Origin of the sequence: Vreelandella profundi (assembly GCF_019722725.1) — a bacterium.
Taxonomy (GTDB): Bacteria; Pseudomonadota; Gammaproteobacteria; order Pseudomonadales; family Halomonadaceae; genus Vreelandella; species Vreelandella profundi.
The window spans coordinates 2,749,756-2,764,771 of the sequence record NZ_CP077941.1 but is presented as its reverse complement, the minus strand read 5'-3'; the positions used below and the strand labels follow the sequence as shown (position 1 = coordinate 2,764,771).

Below are 15,016 nucleotides of genomic sequence, written 5' to 3'. Positions count from 1 at the left end.
AATTTCTGCGACAAGACGAAAGTTTAATACCTAATTTTGAATTTTGAATTCAAATTGAGGTGGGGAAAGCCTTTGCTGTAGATGCCTATCAACAACGCGTTGGCCTATTCAAAAAGCTTCCCATGCAGGTTCCATCGTGAGCTAACGCCGCGGTGGCGACATAGCCAACAACAACAAATGCTTCACCTGGAGTTCACTATGAAACTGCTCAAAACAGCGCTGGCAACGGCCATTGTATCGCTTGGCTTACAGGCCGCCGCCGCTAACGCCGCTATTGAAGTGCGCCTTGGCCATGTGGGTGGCCCTGGCTCATTATTTGAAATTAGCGCCAATCGTTTTGCTGAACTCGCCAACGAACGCCTGGAAGGCGTTGCCGAAGTAAATGTTTATGGCAACAGCCAACTGGGCAGCGATGAATCAATGATGCGTCGTTTGCGCCTGGGCTCGCTGGATCTCTCGCTACCCTCCACGGTAATGAGCTCTGAGTCAGATCAGTTTGCACTGTTTGAAATGCCCTACTTAATTGCCGACCGTGAGCACATGAAGCGCGTGCGCGATGAGATCGTACGCGGGCCGCTATATGATGCTGCTGAGGCCCGTGGTTTTAAAATTATCGGGGTATGGGAGAACGGTTTTCGTCAAATCACTAACAACGTTCGACCGATTGTTGTGCCTAGCGATCTTGAAGGCATAAAACTGCGTACGCCCAGCGGCGTATGGCGTATTGAAATGTTCCGTAGCTACGGTGCGGCGCCTTCCCCGATGTCGCTTTCTGAAGTGTTCGTGGCGCTACAAACCGGGGCAATGGATGGCCAGGAAAACCCGTTGATTCAAACCTACTCCTCGCGCTTCCAGGAAGTGCAGGATTATCTTTCTATCTCCAATCACGTCTATACCCCCGCCTACCTAACCGCTGGCGTTAGCTGGAACCGCCTGCCGGAAGAAGTACAGCAAGTGCTCGAAGAAGTCGCCGTTGAAATGGAAGACTTCGTGCTAGAAGAGGGTCAACGTCTTGATGATGAAACCCTGGTGAAAATGGAAGAAGAGGGAATGGAAGTCAACGACGTCGATTTCGATGCTTTCGTTGAGGCCTCACAAACTATCTACAGTAAGTTTGCCGATGAAGTAGACGGTGGTCAGGACTTGATTGACTCAGTGGCTGCGCTACGCGAGTAAGTCCCGCGCCAACCTATAAGAGGTGCATCGCACGGTGCGCGGCACCTCGTCTCTCGGAGGTCTCCATGAGTGCTTTTACAAAGTTCAAGAACGCCTATTTTTCGTTTCTTGAAGGTATCGTTGTCGTTTTGGTGATTGCGCTTGCGGGCGTCGTCACCGTTGGCTTCATAACCCGCTATCTGGGTTTTCCCTTAAGCTGGTATGACGAGCTGGCGGCTGTGTTGCTGGCCTGGGTGACCTATTACGGCGCGGCGTTGGCCGCCGCTAAAGGTGCTCATATTACCTGCCCCAGCGTGCTGAATATGTGCCCGCCGGTCATTCGTGTGCCGGTTGCGCTGCTGGCTGAAGCTATCACCATCGGTTTCTTTATCTTCCTTGGCTTAGCAAGCTATCAGGTGATGTTGATTCTCGATGGCGTCAACATGGTCAGCCTCCCCGCTGTCTCAATGCAGATAACCCAGTCGGCTATTCCCGTTGCTTCCGTACTGTTCATTATTGCTGAACTGCTGCGGCTCCCCGACGTGATCAAAAGTGCTCGTGGTAAAGGGTTTATTGATCATGAACTTGAAGAAGCTGGCCTTGACGCAGACGCCGTCGAAGCCGTTAGCACACAGCAGCGAGGGTAAGCAGACACCATGGTCATACTGTATATCTTTATCGCATTAATTCTGCTGATCCTGATCAATGTGCCCGTTGCGGTGGCATTAGCATTGGTGGGAACCGTTGCAACGTTTATGTCGTATGGCAGCTTGGCAATGCCTACCGTCGGCATGACTATGTTTGAGGGTGCCACCAATTTCCCGCTGATTGCTATTCCGCTGTTTATTCTCGCCGGTGCCATTATGAACGCCTCGAGTATCTCGCGGCGCTTGATTGACCTAGCCATGGCGATGGTAGGGTTTATTAAAGGCGGTTTAGCGATGGTTACCATCGGCGCTTCGGTATTTTTCGCTGAAATTTCAGGATCTTCCGTCGCCGGCGTGTCGGCCATCGGCAGTATTTTGATTCCCGCGATGCGAAAGCGGGGCTACACCAAAGAATTTGCCGCTTCAATTTCCTCCTCGGCTGCCAGCCTTGCTATCATCCTGCCGCCTTCTATTCCAATGATTCTGTATGCGGTCATGTCGGGTGAGTCGGTAGTACAAATGTTTGTTGCCGGTATCTTCCCTGGGCTTCTGGGGGCAATGGGCTTGGCGGCGATGTGCTACTACCTGGCACGCAAATATAACTTTCCTTCTGAAGGGCGCTTTCGAGTTTCGCAGCTATGGATCGCCTTCAAAGAAGCGATCTGGGCACTGTTGATTCCGATCATCATTCTAGGCGGTATCTTTGGTGGCTTTGTCACCGCGACCGAAGGCGCGGCACTGGCAGTATGTGTCGCGATCTTTATCAGTGCGGTGATCTATCGCGAATTCACCGTCAGAAACTTCATCGACTCTTGTAAGAGTGCCGGCGTGCAAACCGCGGTCGTGATGCTGCTGGTGGCAGCGTCAGCGGTCGTCGGTGGGTATCTGACTGAAACGCGCATTCCCCAGCAGATTGCGATGCAAATCAGTGAACTTACCAGCAACAAGTACATGATTTTGGCGCTGCTCAATATCATCTTCTTGATTTTAGGTATTTTCCTGCACTCCGCTGCGGCGATCATTTTGGTCGTGCCCATTGTGTTGCCGCTAGTACTTGAAGTGGGTATCGATCCGCTGCACTTCGGTCTGATTGTTACCTTGAACTTAGCGATTGGCCAGCAAACGCCTCCGGTGGCCAGCGTGCTCATTGCGGCGTGCTCCATTGCTAAATCGGATATATGGGCAACCTCGAAAACCAATCTGTGGTTCATTGCCGTGCTGTTTACGATCCTGATGATAAATACCTATATCCCTGCGTTTGCGCTGGCATTAGTGAATTTTGTCTACGGATAACGTGGCCGTTGATCGATGGCTGAAAGGTAGCACTCGGACACGACACGCCTAACAGGAGTAGCAGATGAGCAATGTAAACGAACCCAGTCACGTCGAGAGCGTTCGCTTTGAGCAGCGTAACGGGGTGGCTTGGATTGGTTTTAATCGCCCGCAGAGCCGCAATGCCATGACCTGGGAGATGTACGACGCCTTGGAAAAGCACTGCGATCAGCTGGTCGACAACGACGACATTCATGCGGTTGTCTTACACGGCGTGGGCGGTGAAGCCTTTGTAGCCGGGACCGATATCAGTCAGTTTTCAACTTTTACCGAGGCGAGTGACGCCATTGACTACGAGCGGCGTATTGACCGTGTCGTGGGTAAGCTTGAGGCCTTTCCCAAGCCCACGCTGGCACTGATAGAGGGCGCCTGCGTGGGTGGCGGGGCGGCACTGGCGCTAGTGTGCGATTTTCGCTACGCCACCTCAACACTCAAGTTTGGCGTGCCGATTGCCAAAACGCTGGGCAACACTTTGTCGATTAACAACGTCTCGCGCATGGTCGATATGCTCGGCGTTGCGCGGACAAAAGAGGCGCTGATGATGGCACGCCTGTTTGGCGCCGATGAAGCCCTCACGGCGGGATTGATCAATCAGCAGTTTGACGCCAGCACCATTTATGCCGACGTGGCGACGCTAGCAGAAGCCTTTGCTCAGCGCGCGCCGCTAACGCTTAAAGCCAGTAAAGCGCTGATTGGACGTGCGCTGGAGCAGCGCCGTCTTCCCGCCGACGCGAGTGATGACTGGGTAACCACCTGCTATATGAGCCAAGATTTTTCCTCGGCGGTGGATAAATTCGTCAATAAAACGCCGTTTAAGTGGTCTGGTCATTAGTTGTCGGCCGGAGCTTACATCGACTAACTAGGAGGAAAGCCTGTGCTTCCCCTACAAGACATAAAAGTGCTGGATGTATCGCAAATTATGGCCGGTCCTTACTGCACCATGGTGTTGGCTGACATGGGCGCTGAGGTGATTAAGGTCGAGAAGCTCAATGGCGGTGATGACAGCCGTCAAATGGGACCTTACGTGAATGGCGAGTCGACCTGCTTTTCGCAAATTAACCGTAATAAAAAGAGCATATCGCTCAACCTAAAAGACGAGCGCGCCCGCAAGATTTTCTATCGCTTAGCCGCTGATGCCGACGTGATTGTCGAAAACTACCGGCCAGGCGTCACCAAGTCGCTGGCCATTGATTACGACACGATTAAGGCCATCAACCCTGGCATCGTGTACTGCTCCATTTCAGGCTACGGGCAAACCGGCCCTTATAGCCATAAAGGGGGGTTCGATTTGGTGGCTCAGGGCATGACGGGATTAATGTCGATGACCGGTGAGCAGGGCAAACGCCCGCTGAAAACCGGCATTGCGGTTTACGACATTGGTGCCGGACTCACCGCGATTTATTCAATCCTGGCGGCCTGTATTCATAAGATGAAGACGGGTGCCGGTCAGTATATTGATATCGCCATTACCGAGTGTGGATTGCCCTGGTTTACCTGGGAAGCGGCAGCGTATTTTTCTGAAGGTACCGTGCCTGAGCCAACGGGGTGGCGCCATCGGGTGTCTGCGCCTTATCAGGCAGTTAAAGCCAGCGATGGCTATTTGATGCTTGGCTGTGCCAATCAGCGCACCTGGGAACGCTTTTGTCAGGATGTCTTAAAACGCGATGAGCTAATGGCAGACCCGCGCTTTATCACCAACCAGGCGCGCGGTCAGCACGTTGAAGAGCTGGAAGCGCTGCTTGAAGAGCTGATGGCCGGCCAAAGTGTCAATGAGTGGCTAACGCTTTGTGACAGCGCGGGTGTACCGGCTGGGCCCATTAACGACTTCGCTCAAGCCATGCAGGATAAACACTATCTAGCCCGAGGCATGGTGCAGGAGATGGACCACCCCGTCATAGGCAAAATGAAAACCATCGGCTTTCCCAGTAAGTTTTCGGAAACGCCCTCGCAAATTCGTAGCCCTGCGCCGTTGTTTGCTCAGCATACTGATGAAGTGCTTGATAGCCTGGGTATCTCTGGTGAAGAGCTTGATGGTTTACGCGCTGAAGGATGTATCAAATAGCGCTTTTTTGATGCGGTAAATTGCATTCATTATCCATTTTGAATAACGCTAACCGGCAGATCTAGCCGCGAGCCGTACAACAACAAATAGGAGCGTCATCATGTTAAAACTTAATTTTCACCCATCCGGTCGTCATTTTTTGCAAATTCCTGGCCCATCACCGGTGCCAGACCGCATTTTACGAGCGATGAGCCTGCCCACCATTGACCACCGTGGGCCGGAGTTCGGCGCGCTAGGTCTTGAACTGCTGAGCAAAATTCAAAAGATCTTCAAAACCGAGAACCCGGTGATTATCTACCCGGCGTCAGGTACCGGTGCCTGGGAAGCCGCCTTAGCCAATACCATGTCATCTGGCGACCGTGTGCTGATGTTTGAAACCGGCCATTTCGCCACGCTATGGCACAAAATGGCCCTGCGTTTGGACATCCAGCCTGAATTTCTGAGCCTGCCTGGCTATGAAGGCTGGCGCCAGGGTGTGCAGGCCGACATGATCGAAGCGCGCTTAAAAGAAGATACCGGTCACGAGCTGAAAGCGGTGTGCGTTGTACATAACGAAACCTCCACAGGCGTGACCAGCGACATTGCGGCTGTACGTAAGGCTATTGATGCGGCAGGCCACCCTGCATTGCTGATTGTCGATACGATTTCAGGCTTGGCCAGCGCCGACTTCCGCCACGATGAGTGGGGCGTCGATGTCACCGTTTCCGGTTCTCAAAAGGGCCTGATGCTGCCGCCAGGCATCAGTTTTAACGCGCTCTCACCCAAAGCAATCGAAGCGAGTAAACGGTCGACATTGCCAAAAAGTTTCTGGGCCTGGGATGAAATTCTGGAGGCCAATAAGAACGGCTACTGGCCCTACACGCCAAGCACTAACTTGCTTTACGGGCTAAATGAAGCGCTGGATATGCTGCTGGATGAAGGCATCGACAATGTGCTGGCTCGCCATCAGCGCTGGGGAGCCGGCGTACGTGCGGCGATAGAAGCGTGGGGGCTGGAAATCCAATGTCAGGACCCAGCGGTGTATTCGCCCGTACTGACGGGTGTGGTGATGCCCGAAGGCGTTGATGCGGATGCCGTGCGCAAGATCATCTATGAGCGGTTTGATCTTTCACTCGGCATGGGGTTGGGTAAGGCCAAGGGCAAGATGTTCCGGATTGGCCATTTAGGCGACTGCAACGATCTAACCCTGATTGCCACCCTGGGCGGCTGTGAGGCGGGCATGAAGCTTGCAGGCGTGAAGCTGAAGGGAAGCGGTGTGCTTGCCGCGCTGGATTACTTTGCAGCTAATCCGCTCAATGCAGGCGCTACAGAGCGCTAAATGACGGGGGAGAGCCACATGACGTCTCTGACCAATCATCGCCTGCCCGGTGATGCCAAGATTCGACCGCTCGGTGAGTTTGCCGAGCGGCTATCACGCGAAATGGAAGGCGAAGTACTGTTTGATCGTGCAACGCGGGGGCGCTATTCAACCGATGCCTCTATTTATCAGGTGACGCCGGTAGGCGTGGTCATACCGCGCCACCAGCAGGATCTGAAAATAGCGCTGGATATCGCCCGAGATGCCAAAGTGCCGATATTGGCGCGGGGGGCGGGGACTAGTCAGTGTGGCCAAACCGTTGGTGAGGCGCTGGTGATTGATACCACGCGCTGGCTCAACCAGATCGTCGATTTCGACGCCGAGGCGCGCACCGTGGTGGTCGAGCCAGGCATTGTGCTTGACCACCTGAACGCGTGGCTTAAGCCGCTTGGGCTATGGTATCCGGTGGATGTTTCTACCAGCGCGCAGTGCACGATTGGTGGTATGACGGGCAATAACTCATGTGGTTCTCGCTCTATTTACTACGGCAATATGGTGCATAACGTGCTAGGCGTCGAGGCGCTTTTAGCCGACGGTAGCGCGGCCAACTTTGGTTTCGTGGACAGTGTCGCACAAGGCTCTCAAGAGCAGCGTTTTGCTGAGCAGATAAAGGCCATTGCGCAGCGTGTCGCGCCTGAAATACGTGACCATTTTCCCAAGGTACTGCGGCGGGTCGGTGGCTATAATCTGGATCTGTTCGATTGCCAAAACCCTATTCCCTATGACCTTGACGGACGTGTGAACTTAGCCCACTTATTGGTGGGCTCTGAAGGAACGCTAGGTGTTAGCCAGCGTATTAAGCTTAGGCTGTCACCGTTGCCCGAGCAAAAAGTACTCGGCGTGGTGAACTTCCCGACGTTTTATCAGGCGATGGACTTCACGCAGCATATCGTCAAGCTCGGCCCTACGGCGGTTGAGCTGGTTGATCGCACGATGATTGAGCTATCGCTGGAAAACCCTGCGTTTCGACCCGTGATTGAAAAGGCGTTGATTGGTAAGCCTGAAGCGATTTTGCTCGTAGAGTTCGCTGGCCAAGACTACGCGGCGCAGTTGGAAGCTCTGCACGGCCTTAGCGAGCTGATGGCAGATTTAGGCCTGCCTGGCAGCGTGGTCGACATGCCCGGAGCCGCTGAGCAGAAAGCATTGTGGAACGTGCGCAAAGCCGGGCTCAACATCATGATGAGTATGAAGGGCGACGGTAAGCCGGTTTCTTTTATTGAAGACTGCGCGGTGCCGCTAGAGCATTTGGCGGAGTACACCGAAAAGCTGACCGACGTGTTTAACCGCTATGGCACGGAGGGCACCTGGTATGCCCACGCAGGCGTTGGTACGCTGCACGTGCGACCGATTCTCGACATGCGTCGGGATGGCGCAGAGAAAATGCGCGAAATAGCCGAGCAGGCCTCCGCGCTAGTGCGCGAATATAAAGGCGCCTACTCCGGGGAACATGGCGACGGTATTTGCCGTGGTGAATGGGTGGCGTGGCAGTTTGGCGAGACAATCAACGACGCCTTTCGTGAAATAAAGCAGCTGTTTGATCCTAACAATCTGTTCAATCCGGGCAAGATTGTCGATACTCCGAAGATGGACGACGAACGCTATTTTCGTTTTCCTAAAACCTATAAAACCATTCCGCTAACCCCGGTGTTTGACTGGTCCGCTTGGAATGTAAAGCGTGACCCTTTGACCGGTGAGCAAACGTCGCCAGGCAGCGGCGGCGATGCCACCCATGGCTTGGCTATGGCCGTGGAAATGTGCAACAACAACGGCCACTGCCGTAAGTTTGACGCGGGAACCATGTGCCCAAGTTTTCGCATTACCAAGGACGAACAGCATTTGACCCGGGGCCGCGCTAATACGCTGCGCCTGGTGCTTTCCGGCCAACTGGGTGATGAAGGGCTCGCCAGCGATGATGTCAAAGAGGCGCTGGACTTATGCGTTTCGTGTAAGGGTTGCAAACGCGACTGCCCCACGGGCGTGGATATGGCCAAATTCAAAATAGAGGCACGTACCGCCCGCGCGCATCTTAAAGGGATCTCTTTACGTGACCGTATGGTAGGCGAAATGCCGCGCTATGCCCCGTGGGCCAGCAAGTTTTCCGCACTGGTCAACGGCGTTGAGCGAGTGCCTTTTTTGGCCAAGCAAATCAAACAGGCGCTTAAGCTTGCGCCCCAGCGTTCGCTGCCCATCTTTAACGGCAATTTTCTTGCCAGTGCCGAGGCGTCCCGGCACCCTTCGCAATCTGAGCGCGAAGTGCTGCTGTTCGTTGATACCTTCAATAACTACATGGAGGGCGATAACGCCAAGGCGGCCAAGCGGGTGCTGGAAGCGGCGGGTTATCGCGTTCATCTGAATGTCACGAAAGGGCAGCGGCCCCTGTGCTGCGGGCGAACCTATCTGTCATCGGGGCAGTTTGATAAAGCCAAAGCAGAAGCCAAACGTACCCTTGAGCACTTGATGCCTTTTGTGGAACGTGGTGTGGCAGTAGTGGGGCTAGAGCCTTCTTGCTTACTCAGCATGCGCGATGAATTTTTGCAGTACGGCTTTGGTGAAGAAGCGAAGGCACTGTCGTCATCGGCGTACTTGTTTGAAGAGTTTTTGGTCAACGCGCGTGCGGCTGATCAGCTTCCGCTTGACCTTAAAGCGCTGCCATACGGGCACGCTATGCTGCATGGCCACTGCCATCAAAAGGCGTTTGACGCACTGCGCCCCGTCGAGCAAGTACTAGGCTGGATTCCCGGCCTTGAGGTCAAAACAATTGAGTCCTCGTGCTGTGGCATGGCGGGCAGCTTTGGCTATGAAGCGGAGCACTATGAGGCATCGCTAAAAATGGCCGAGCTCTCGCTGTTGCCCGCTATTCGCAGCGCTGATAAAGATGCCGTGCTCATTGCTGACGGCACAAGCTGTCGCCATCAAATTCATGACGGCAGCGGTCGCGAAGCAATACACGTTGCTCGGTTGCTGGAACAAGCGCTAGCCTGAAGGCTGTACATCAATAACAACCTAGGAGGTCAACGTGGCCATTTATCAATACGGCGAGCACCGCCCGGATATTCACGACGACGTATACGTTGCCGAAACAGCGGATGTTATCGGCCAAGTGACCTTAAAAGCACATTCAAGCGTGTGGTATCAGGCAGTATTGCGCGGCGATTCGGATCACCTTGAGGTCGGCGAAGAGAGCAATATTCAGGATGGCGCAGTGCTTCATGCAGACCCAGGCTTTCCGCTCAAAGTAGGTAAAGGCGTGACGGTCGGGCACCAGGCCATGCTGCACGGCTGCACGGTTGGCGATGGCTGCCTAATCGGTATCCAGGCAGTGGTGCTCAATGGCGCAGTGATTGGTGAAAATAGCTTAGTAGGTGCTGGCGCCTTTATTAAAGAAGGCGCGGTGTTTCCAGCGAACTCCTTAATTGTTGGTTCACCTGCCCGAGTGGTGCGAACCCTTTCTGAAGAAGTGGTGGCGGGTCTTAAGAAAAATGCTCAAGGCTATGTAGAGCGTAGCAAGCGCCATCGCCAAGAACTCAAGCGAATAGATTGACTGCACTTGTCTCGTTAAACGCAAAACCCCCAGGCCAAGGCCTGGGGGTTTTGCGTTTCTACTACAACGAACACGCCACTTTTACATTAACGGGTCGGTCACGCCAATCACGTAGAACGCAACCAGTGCGATGATGCCGGTAAAAATAAGGTAGTAAATGGTGGGTAGGATCGTCTTGCGGATCGTCGTGCCTTCACGGCCCAATAGCCCGACCGTTGCCGACGCTGCGACCACGTTGTGGATAGCGATCATATTACCCGCCGCCGCACCAACCGCTTGCATTGCAATCATCATCGCCGTCGAAAGGCCAAGGGATTGCGCGACGCTGAACTGGAACTCTGCCAGCATCAGGTTCGATACGGTATTAGAGCCTGCAATGAAGGCGCCCATCGCCCCGACCGCGGGTGCAAAGAAGGGGTAAATACCGCCTACGCCGTCGGCCACCGCTTGCGCCATCATCACCGGCATAGACACAAGGTCTGCGCCATTAACGCCAGAGTTGATCAGTATACGCACCATCGGCACGGTGAAGATCAGCACGAAGCCCGCGCCAAAAATCGTTTTGGTGGATTCCGAGACGGCGGCGCTAATTTTTTGTGGATTCATGCGGTGTAGGAAGTAGGTAATGATCACCACCGCCACAATAATGCCACCGGGCAGATACAGCGGCTGCACGCCGCCGCTAACGCCCGCTTCGCCAAGAATGTTGCTCCAGTCTAGGCTGATTGACGTTAGCGCGACGCGTAGAGGCTCGATCGTACGAGAAGCTACTAAGAATAGCGCCAGTAGTACGTAGGGCACCCAGCCTTTAAAGGTCGACATAGGCGCTTTGCCCGCAACGTCTTCCAGCTTGATTTGTAGATTACCAATCCACTCATCGGGCCAAGAAGAAGATTCAGGAAAGTCCCAGGTATCTTTAGGCAGTAGGAAGCCACGTTTGGCGGCGGGCACAACAATTGCTAAGCCCACCATAGCGCCGATCATAGAAGGGAACTCAGGCCCTAGCAGCACGCCGACCAGCATATAAGGCACGACGAAACAGATGCCGGTGAAAATAGCGAAAGGGGTAATCGAAAGCCCCTCTTTCCAGGAGCGGTTGGCACCGAAGAAACGCACCATTACCAGTACCAGGATCAGCGGCATTAAGATGCCCACGATGCCGTGAGTAATGGCGACCGAACTTGTGATTTGCTGAAAAAACACGTCCCAGCTAGAGCCGACCGAATCGAGCTGAGCGGTAATGCCCGCGCGATCCACGCCGCTGCCCACACCGACCACGATAGGCGTACCTACCGCACCAAAGGACACGGGCGTTGACTGAATCATCATGCCCACAACAACCGCTGCAAGCGCCGGGAAACCGAGAGCGACCATCAGCGGCGCCGCAACGGCGGCTGGCGTGCCGAAGCCAGAAGCGCCTTCGATGAAGCAGCCGAACAGCCAAGCGACAATCAACGCCTGCACGCGCCGGTCAGGGCTAATGCCTGAAAATCCGTTGCGAATCGCGGTAATGCCCCCTGAATGCTTAAGGGTATTAAGCAGCAGAATAGCGCCAAAGATGATCCACAGCAGGCCTGCGGTTTGAATCAAGCCTTGAATAGTCGATGCCACGACGCGCGTAAAGGACATATCCCAAACGGTTAAGCCAATAATGGCAGCCGTTAGGAAAACGAGAGGCATTGCTATCTTAGCGGGTATTTTAAAACCTACGAGTAGAATGCCGGCCAGCAGCAGCGGCAAGAAGGCCAGAAGTGCAAGTGTCGTTTCATTCATGAGAGGAACTGCCCCTTGTTATTGATTTGGTACGCTCCGTGATAACCGTCTGGACAATGCTTCACCAGCCGGGTGTAAGTGAAAGATACGGTTAGGTTAACAAGATGACTACATTGGAAAATTGGTCTTACCAGTAAAAGACCTGTTTAAGGGCCAGTGAAGCACTGGCTTTTTGTGCCTAATTTAATGTTTTTAATGTGTTTTTTAATAACCGAAGGAGTGGGGGTTAAGGCGCTCTCGTTAGACTAATAGACACAGTTTAGCGGTGCCTATTGCACGCATAGTTTCTTAAGCTCATTGTTGAACCACGCCAAGCGCATTTGCACGATTGATAATCACTCGTTTAAATCACCATGGAGCAGTACTGATGGCACTAAAATTCTATGATTTATGTGGTCGAGACGAACGGCTGCGTTTCTCACCTTACTGCTGGCGCGTACGCATGGCGCTCGCCCATAAAGGCCTGGAATTTGCCACCGTGGCGTGGCGCTTCCTCGATAAAAAGGCGCTGGAATTTGCCGATTACGACAAAGTTCCTGTGCTTTGCGACGGCGATAAAGTCGTCACCGATAGCTTCGAAATCATGCGGTATTTGGATCAAGCGTATCCCGAAGCGCCCGTGTTGGGTGAAGGCGTCAGCTACCAGCGCGTGCTGATGTTCAAATACTTTGTTGAGCGCAGTGTGACACCCGCGCTATTTCGTATTGTTGGTCTGGATTTGCTTGCGGCGGTACACCCGGATGACCGCGCTTACTTTCGCGAAACGCGTGAAGCACGGTTCGGCTGCACGCTAGAAGAATTCAGTCAGCCAGAGCAGGGCAAACAGCAGCTTAAGCAAGTGCTGGCACCGGTGCGAGATCTACTGCGTGAAAGCGCATTTCTCGACGGTGACTCCCCAAGCGGCTCAGACTATCTGCTGTTTGGCAGCATGATGTGGGCTTACGTGGTATCAACACAGGCGATTGTAGAGACTGGCGATCCGGTCGACGAATGGTTCCAGCGTATGCTTAGCGTTCACGATGGGGTGGCAGGTAAAGCCTTGACCGTACGCGACATATAACGCAACGAGGCGGTGCAGCCAAGGCCGCCTGATGCATTAAGAAAGCCTTGATTTGCTCAGTGAGTGAGCCAACGCTTTCACTAAGGAGATGGCAATGATTGATCTGTATTACTGGACAACACCAAACGGCCACAAAATCTCCATCATGCTCGAAGAAGCAAAGCTTGCGTATCGAGTGAAGCCGATCAACATTGGGCGGGGCGATCAGTTTGATCCTGAATTTCTCGCGATCGCGCCCAATAATCGCATCCCTGCTATTGTTGATCACTCCCCGCAGGACGGCGGCCAGCCGCTATCAATGTTTGAGTCTGGCGCTATCCTAGAATACCTCGCCGAGAAAAGTGGGCAATTTCTGCCCTCGGCTGGTCGCGAGCGCTATATCGTCTTGCAGTGGCTGCACTGGCAAATGGGCGGTTTAGGCCCGATGGCCGGTCAAAATCATCACTTTTGCCACTATGCACCGCAAAAAATTGAGTACGCTATTGAGCGCTACGTGCTTGAAACAAATCGGCTTTATAGCGTGTTGGATCAGCGCCTAGCGCACCACACGTTCGTCGGTGGCGATGACTACTCGATTGCGGATATGGCGATCTATCCTTGGATTGTTCCTTGGGAAAAACAGCGCCAAACGCTAGAAGAGTTTCCTGATTTGGAGCGCTGGTTTGATATGGTTAAAGCGCGTCCAGCCGTGCGCCGCGCGTATGCGTTGATAGAAGATGTAAATCCGCAGGCGGGCGTTGAAATGGATGAGCTGGCGCGTAAGCACTTGTTCAATAACCGTTAGTCGCGCCTTATCGGCGATATTACTAACACTCTGTAAGTGAGCAGTCGCAGCATGAGATAAAATCATGTTGCGCTGCACAAAAAGCACTGCTAGTTTTATAGACAGCAGAGGCAAACGCCTGGCTTAGAACTGCCTAATCAAGGCGTGTCGATGTGCTAGCTCACTCATGGAGATATGACGATGAACAGTAGCGCTAATAAATCGAGTACTGATCAAGCCGCGCAGCAGCTTGAGTCTGTGTTTGTATCGCCAATGCGTTCGTATACGCTGACCGCACTTGATTACTATGAACAGCTATTCAGTGCGCAGGCGGACGCTGCCCGTGCCTACTCTGACATGGCTATTTCACAGGCGCGGACCTGGCTCGATGTTAAAGACACTGACAGCTTCAAAAAAGCGCTCGAAAGCCAGCAGAAAACAGCCAGCGATTTTATGGAGCGCGTTAAGGGTGACACTGAAAAAGTGACGTCCATTAGCCAAAGCTTTGCTGAAGATAGCAAAAAGCAGGCTGAAGAAACCACCAAGAAAGCGGTAGAAACGGCTAAGCAGTAAGTTAGCCGGTCCTGCTCAAAGCGCCGTGCCTATGGGTTCGGCGCTTTTTTTATACCCTCATCAGACAGCTTACGCCTTGCTGGCAAGATCAATTAAGCGCAGGCAGGCAATACGCATAATCTGCTCAATCGCCGTTTGCCGTTCGGCTGCCGCATCGTTGTTCAGGCGTTCTGCAAAGGCGGCTAAAATTGCGCCACGATCTAATCCCTTCACGGCAATCACAAAAGGAAAGCCAAATTTCTTTTTGTAGGCGTCATTTAGAAATTCAAATTGCGCGAACTCAGCAGCACTGCATTGGTTTAGGCCTGCCCCGGCCTGTTCACTGGTGGAGTCCTGCGTTAATTCACCTGCCATAGCGGCTTTGCCAGCCAAATCAGGATGGGCCCGGATGACATTGATTTGCTGCTCGCTACTGGCCTGCTGCAACATCAGGCCCATAAGCTTTGCCAATTCGCTGGGGGCGTCATGCTCTTCACTCAGCCCATGATGCCAAGCGGCCTCTGCTACCCAAGGTGAGTGCTCATACACGTCTCCATAGTGAAGCGTCAGCATTTCAAGGCTGCATCGGCTAGGCGCTGGTGAAAGTACTAATGGGCGGTGTGTCGACACTGAAATTCTCCTAGGCATGCAGTTTTTCAAAGCGTAAAGCGATAGACTTAATGTATACAATAAAGAACGGTAGCGGTACTTCTTGATCGATATGCTCAACGGTACAACGGCAATGATATCGATCAAGTACCGCCAATAACCTTA

The 15,016-nt window shown here is 53.3% G+C and carries 13 protein-coding genes; 11 read left to right on the top strand and 2 right to left on the bottom strand.

Annotated elements, in window-relative coordinates; genetic code table 11:
- The first annotated feature begins 198 nt into the window (after window positions 1-198).
- The 8 genes from KUO20_RS12645 (at window position 199) to KUO20_RS12610 (ending at window position 10,094) form a co-directional block, all read left to right on the top strand.
- The gene (locus KUO20_RS12645; protein WP_235040211.1) at window positions 199-1,176 is read left to right on the top strand and encodes a TRAP transporter substrate-binding protein; all 978 of its coding nucleotides are present in this window, start codon (window positions 199-201) and stop codon (window positions 1,174-1,176) included.
- A 65-nt stretch (window positions 1,177-1,241) separates the two neighbouring features.
- A complete protein-coding gene (locus KUO20_RS12640; RefSeq protein WP_235040210.1) occupies window positions 1,242-1,802 on the top strand; it encodes a TRAP transporter small permease in 561 nt (186 codons plus the stop codon).
- A 9-nt stretch (window positions 1,803-1,811) separates the two neighbouring features.
- Window positions 1,812-3,095, top strand: coding sequence for a TRAP transporter large permease (locus KUO20_RS12635; RefSeq protein ID WP_235040209.1), 1,284 nt, complete (start codon window positions 1,812-1,814; stop codon window positions 3,093-3,095).
- A gap of 64 nt (window positions 3,096-3,159) precedes the next feature.
- Window positions 3,160-3,966, top strand: a complete 807-nt coding sequence (locus KUO20_RS12630) for an enoyl-CoA hydratase/isomerase family protein (RefSeq protein ID WP_235040208.1) — start codon at window positions 3,160-3,162, stop codon at window positions 3,964-3,966.
- A gap of 42 nt (window positions 3,967-4,008) precedes the next feature.
- Entirely contained in the window at window positions 4,009-5,196 is a 1,188-nt protein-coding gene (locus KUO20_RS12625; RefSeq protein WP_235040207.1) for a CaiB/BaiF CoA transferase family protein, read from the top strand.
- Between the two features lie 100 nt (window positions 5,197-5,296).
- Window positions 5,297-6,514 carry a pyridoxal-phosphate-dependent aminotransferase family protein gene (locus tag KUO20_RS12620; RefSeq protein ID WP_235040206.1) on the top strand — a complete coding sequence of 406 codons (1,218 nt, stop codon included), beginning with the start codon at window positions 5,297-5,299 and terminating at the stop codon, window positions 6,512-6,514.
- A gap of 18 nt (window positions 6,515-6,532) precedes the next feature.
- Window positions 6,533-9,535 (top strand): FAD-binding and (Fe-S)-binding domain-containing protein, encoded by a 3,003-nt coding sequence (locus tag KUO20_RS12615; protein ID WP_235040205.1) that lies wholly within the window; start codon window positions 6,533-6,535, stop codon window positions 9,533-9,535.
- Between the two features lie 34 nt (window positions 9,536-9,569).
- Window positions 9,570-10,094, top strand: coding sequence for a gamma carbonic anhydrase family protein (locus tag KUO20_RS12610; RefSeq protein WP_235040204.1), 525 nt, complete (start codon window positions 9,570-9,572; stop codon window positions 10,092-10,094).
- An 81-nt stretch (window positions 10,095-10,175) separates the two neighbouring features.
- Here KUO20_RS12610 and KUO20_RS12605 read toward each other — a convergent pair whose 3' ends face one another.
- On the bottom strand, window positions 10,176-11,867 hold the full coding sequence (locus KUO20_RS12605) for an L-lactate permease (RefSeq protein WP_235040203.1): 1,692 nt from the start codon (window positions 11,865-11,867) through the stop codon (window positions 10,176-10,178).
- A 367-nt stretch (window positions 11,868-12,234) separates the two neighbouring features.
- Here KUO20_RS12605 and KUO20_RS12600 point away from each other — a divergent pair, with 367 nt between their 5' ends.
- From KUO20_RS12600 to KUO20_RS12590, 3 genes are all read left to right on the top strand, one after another.
- The gene (locus KUO20_RS12600) at window positions 12,235-12,927 is read left to right on the top strand and encodes a glutathione S-transferase family protein (RefSeq protein WP_235040202.1); all 693 of its coding nucleotides are present in this window, start codon (window positions 12,235-12,237) and stop codon (window positions 12,925-12,927) included.
- A 94-nt stretch (window positions 12,928-13,021) separates the two neighbouring features.
- Window positions 13,022-13,711 carry a glutathione S-transferase N-terminal domain-containing protein gene (locus KUO20_RS12595; RefSeq protein ID WP_235040201.1) on the top strand — a complete coding sequence of 230 codons (690 nt, stop codon included), beginning with the start codon at window positions 13,022-13,024 and terminating at the stop codon, window positions 13,709-13,711.
- 180 nt (window positions 13,712-13,891) lie between these two features.
- Window positions 13,892-14,263 carry a phasin family protein gene (locus KUO20_RS12590; RefSeq protein ID WP_235040200.1) on the top strand — a complete coding sequence of 124 codons (372 nt, stop codon included), beginning with the start codon at window positions 13,892-13,894 and terminating at the stop codon, window positions 14,261-14,263.
- Window positions 14,264-14,332: 69 nt separating this feature from the next.
- On the opposite strand, the gene uraD is transcribed toward KUO20_RS12590, so the two are convergent.
- Entirely contained in the window at window positions 14,333-14,872 is a 540-nt protein-coding gene (uraD, locus tag KUO20_RS12585) for a 2-oxo-4-hydroxy-4-carboxy-5-ureidoimidazoline decarboxylase (RefSeq protein ID WP_235040199.1), read from the bottom strand.
- Window positions 14,873-15,016: the final 144 nt, after the last annotated feature.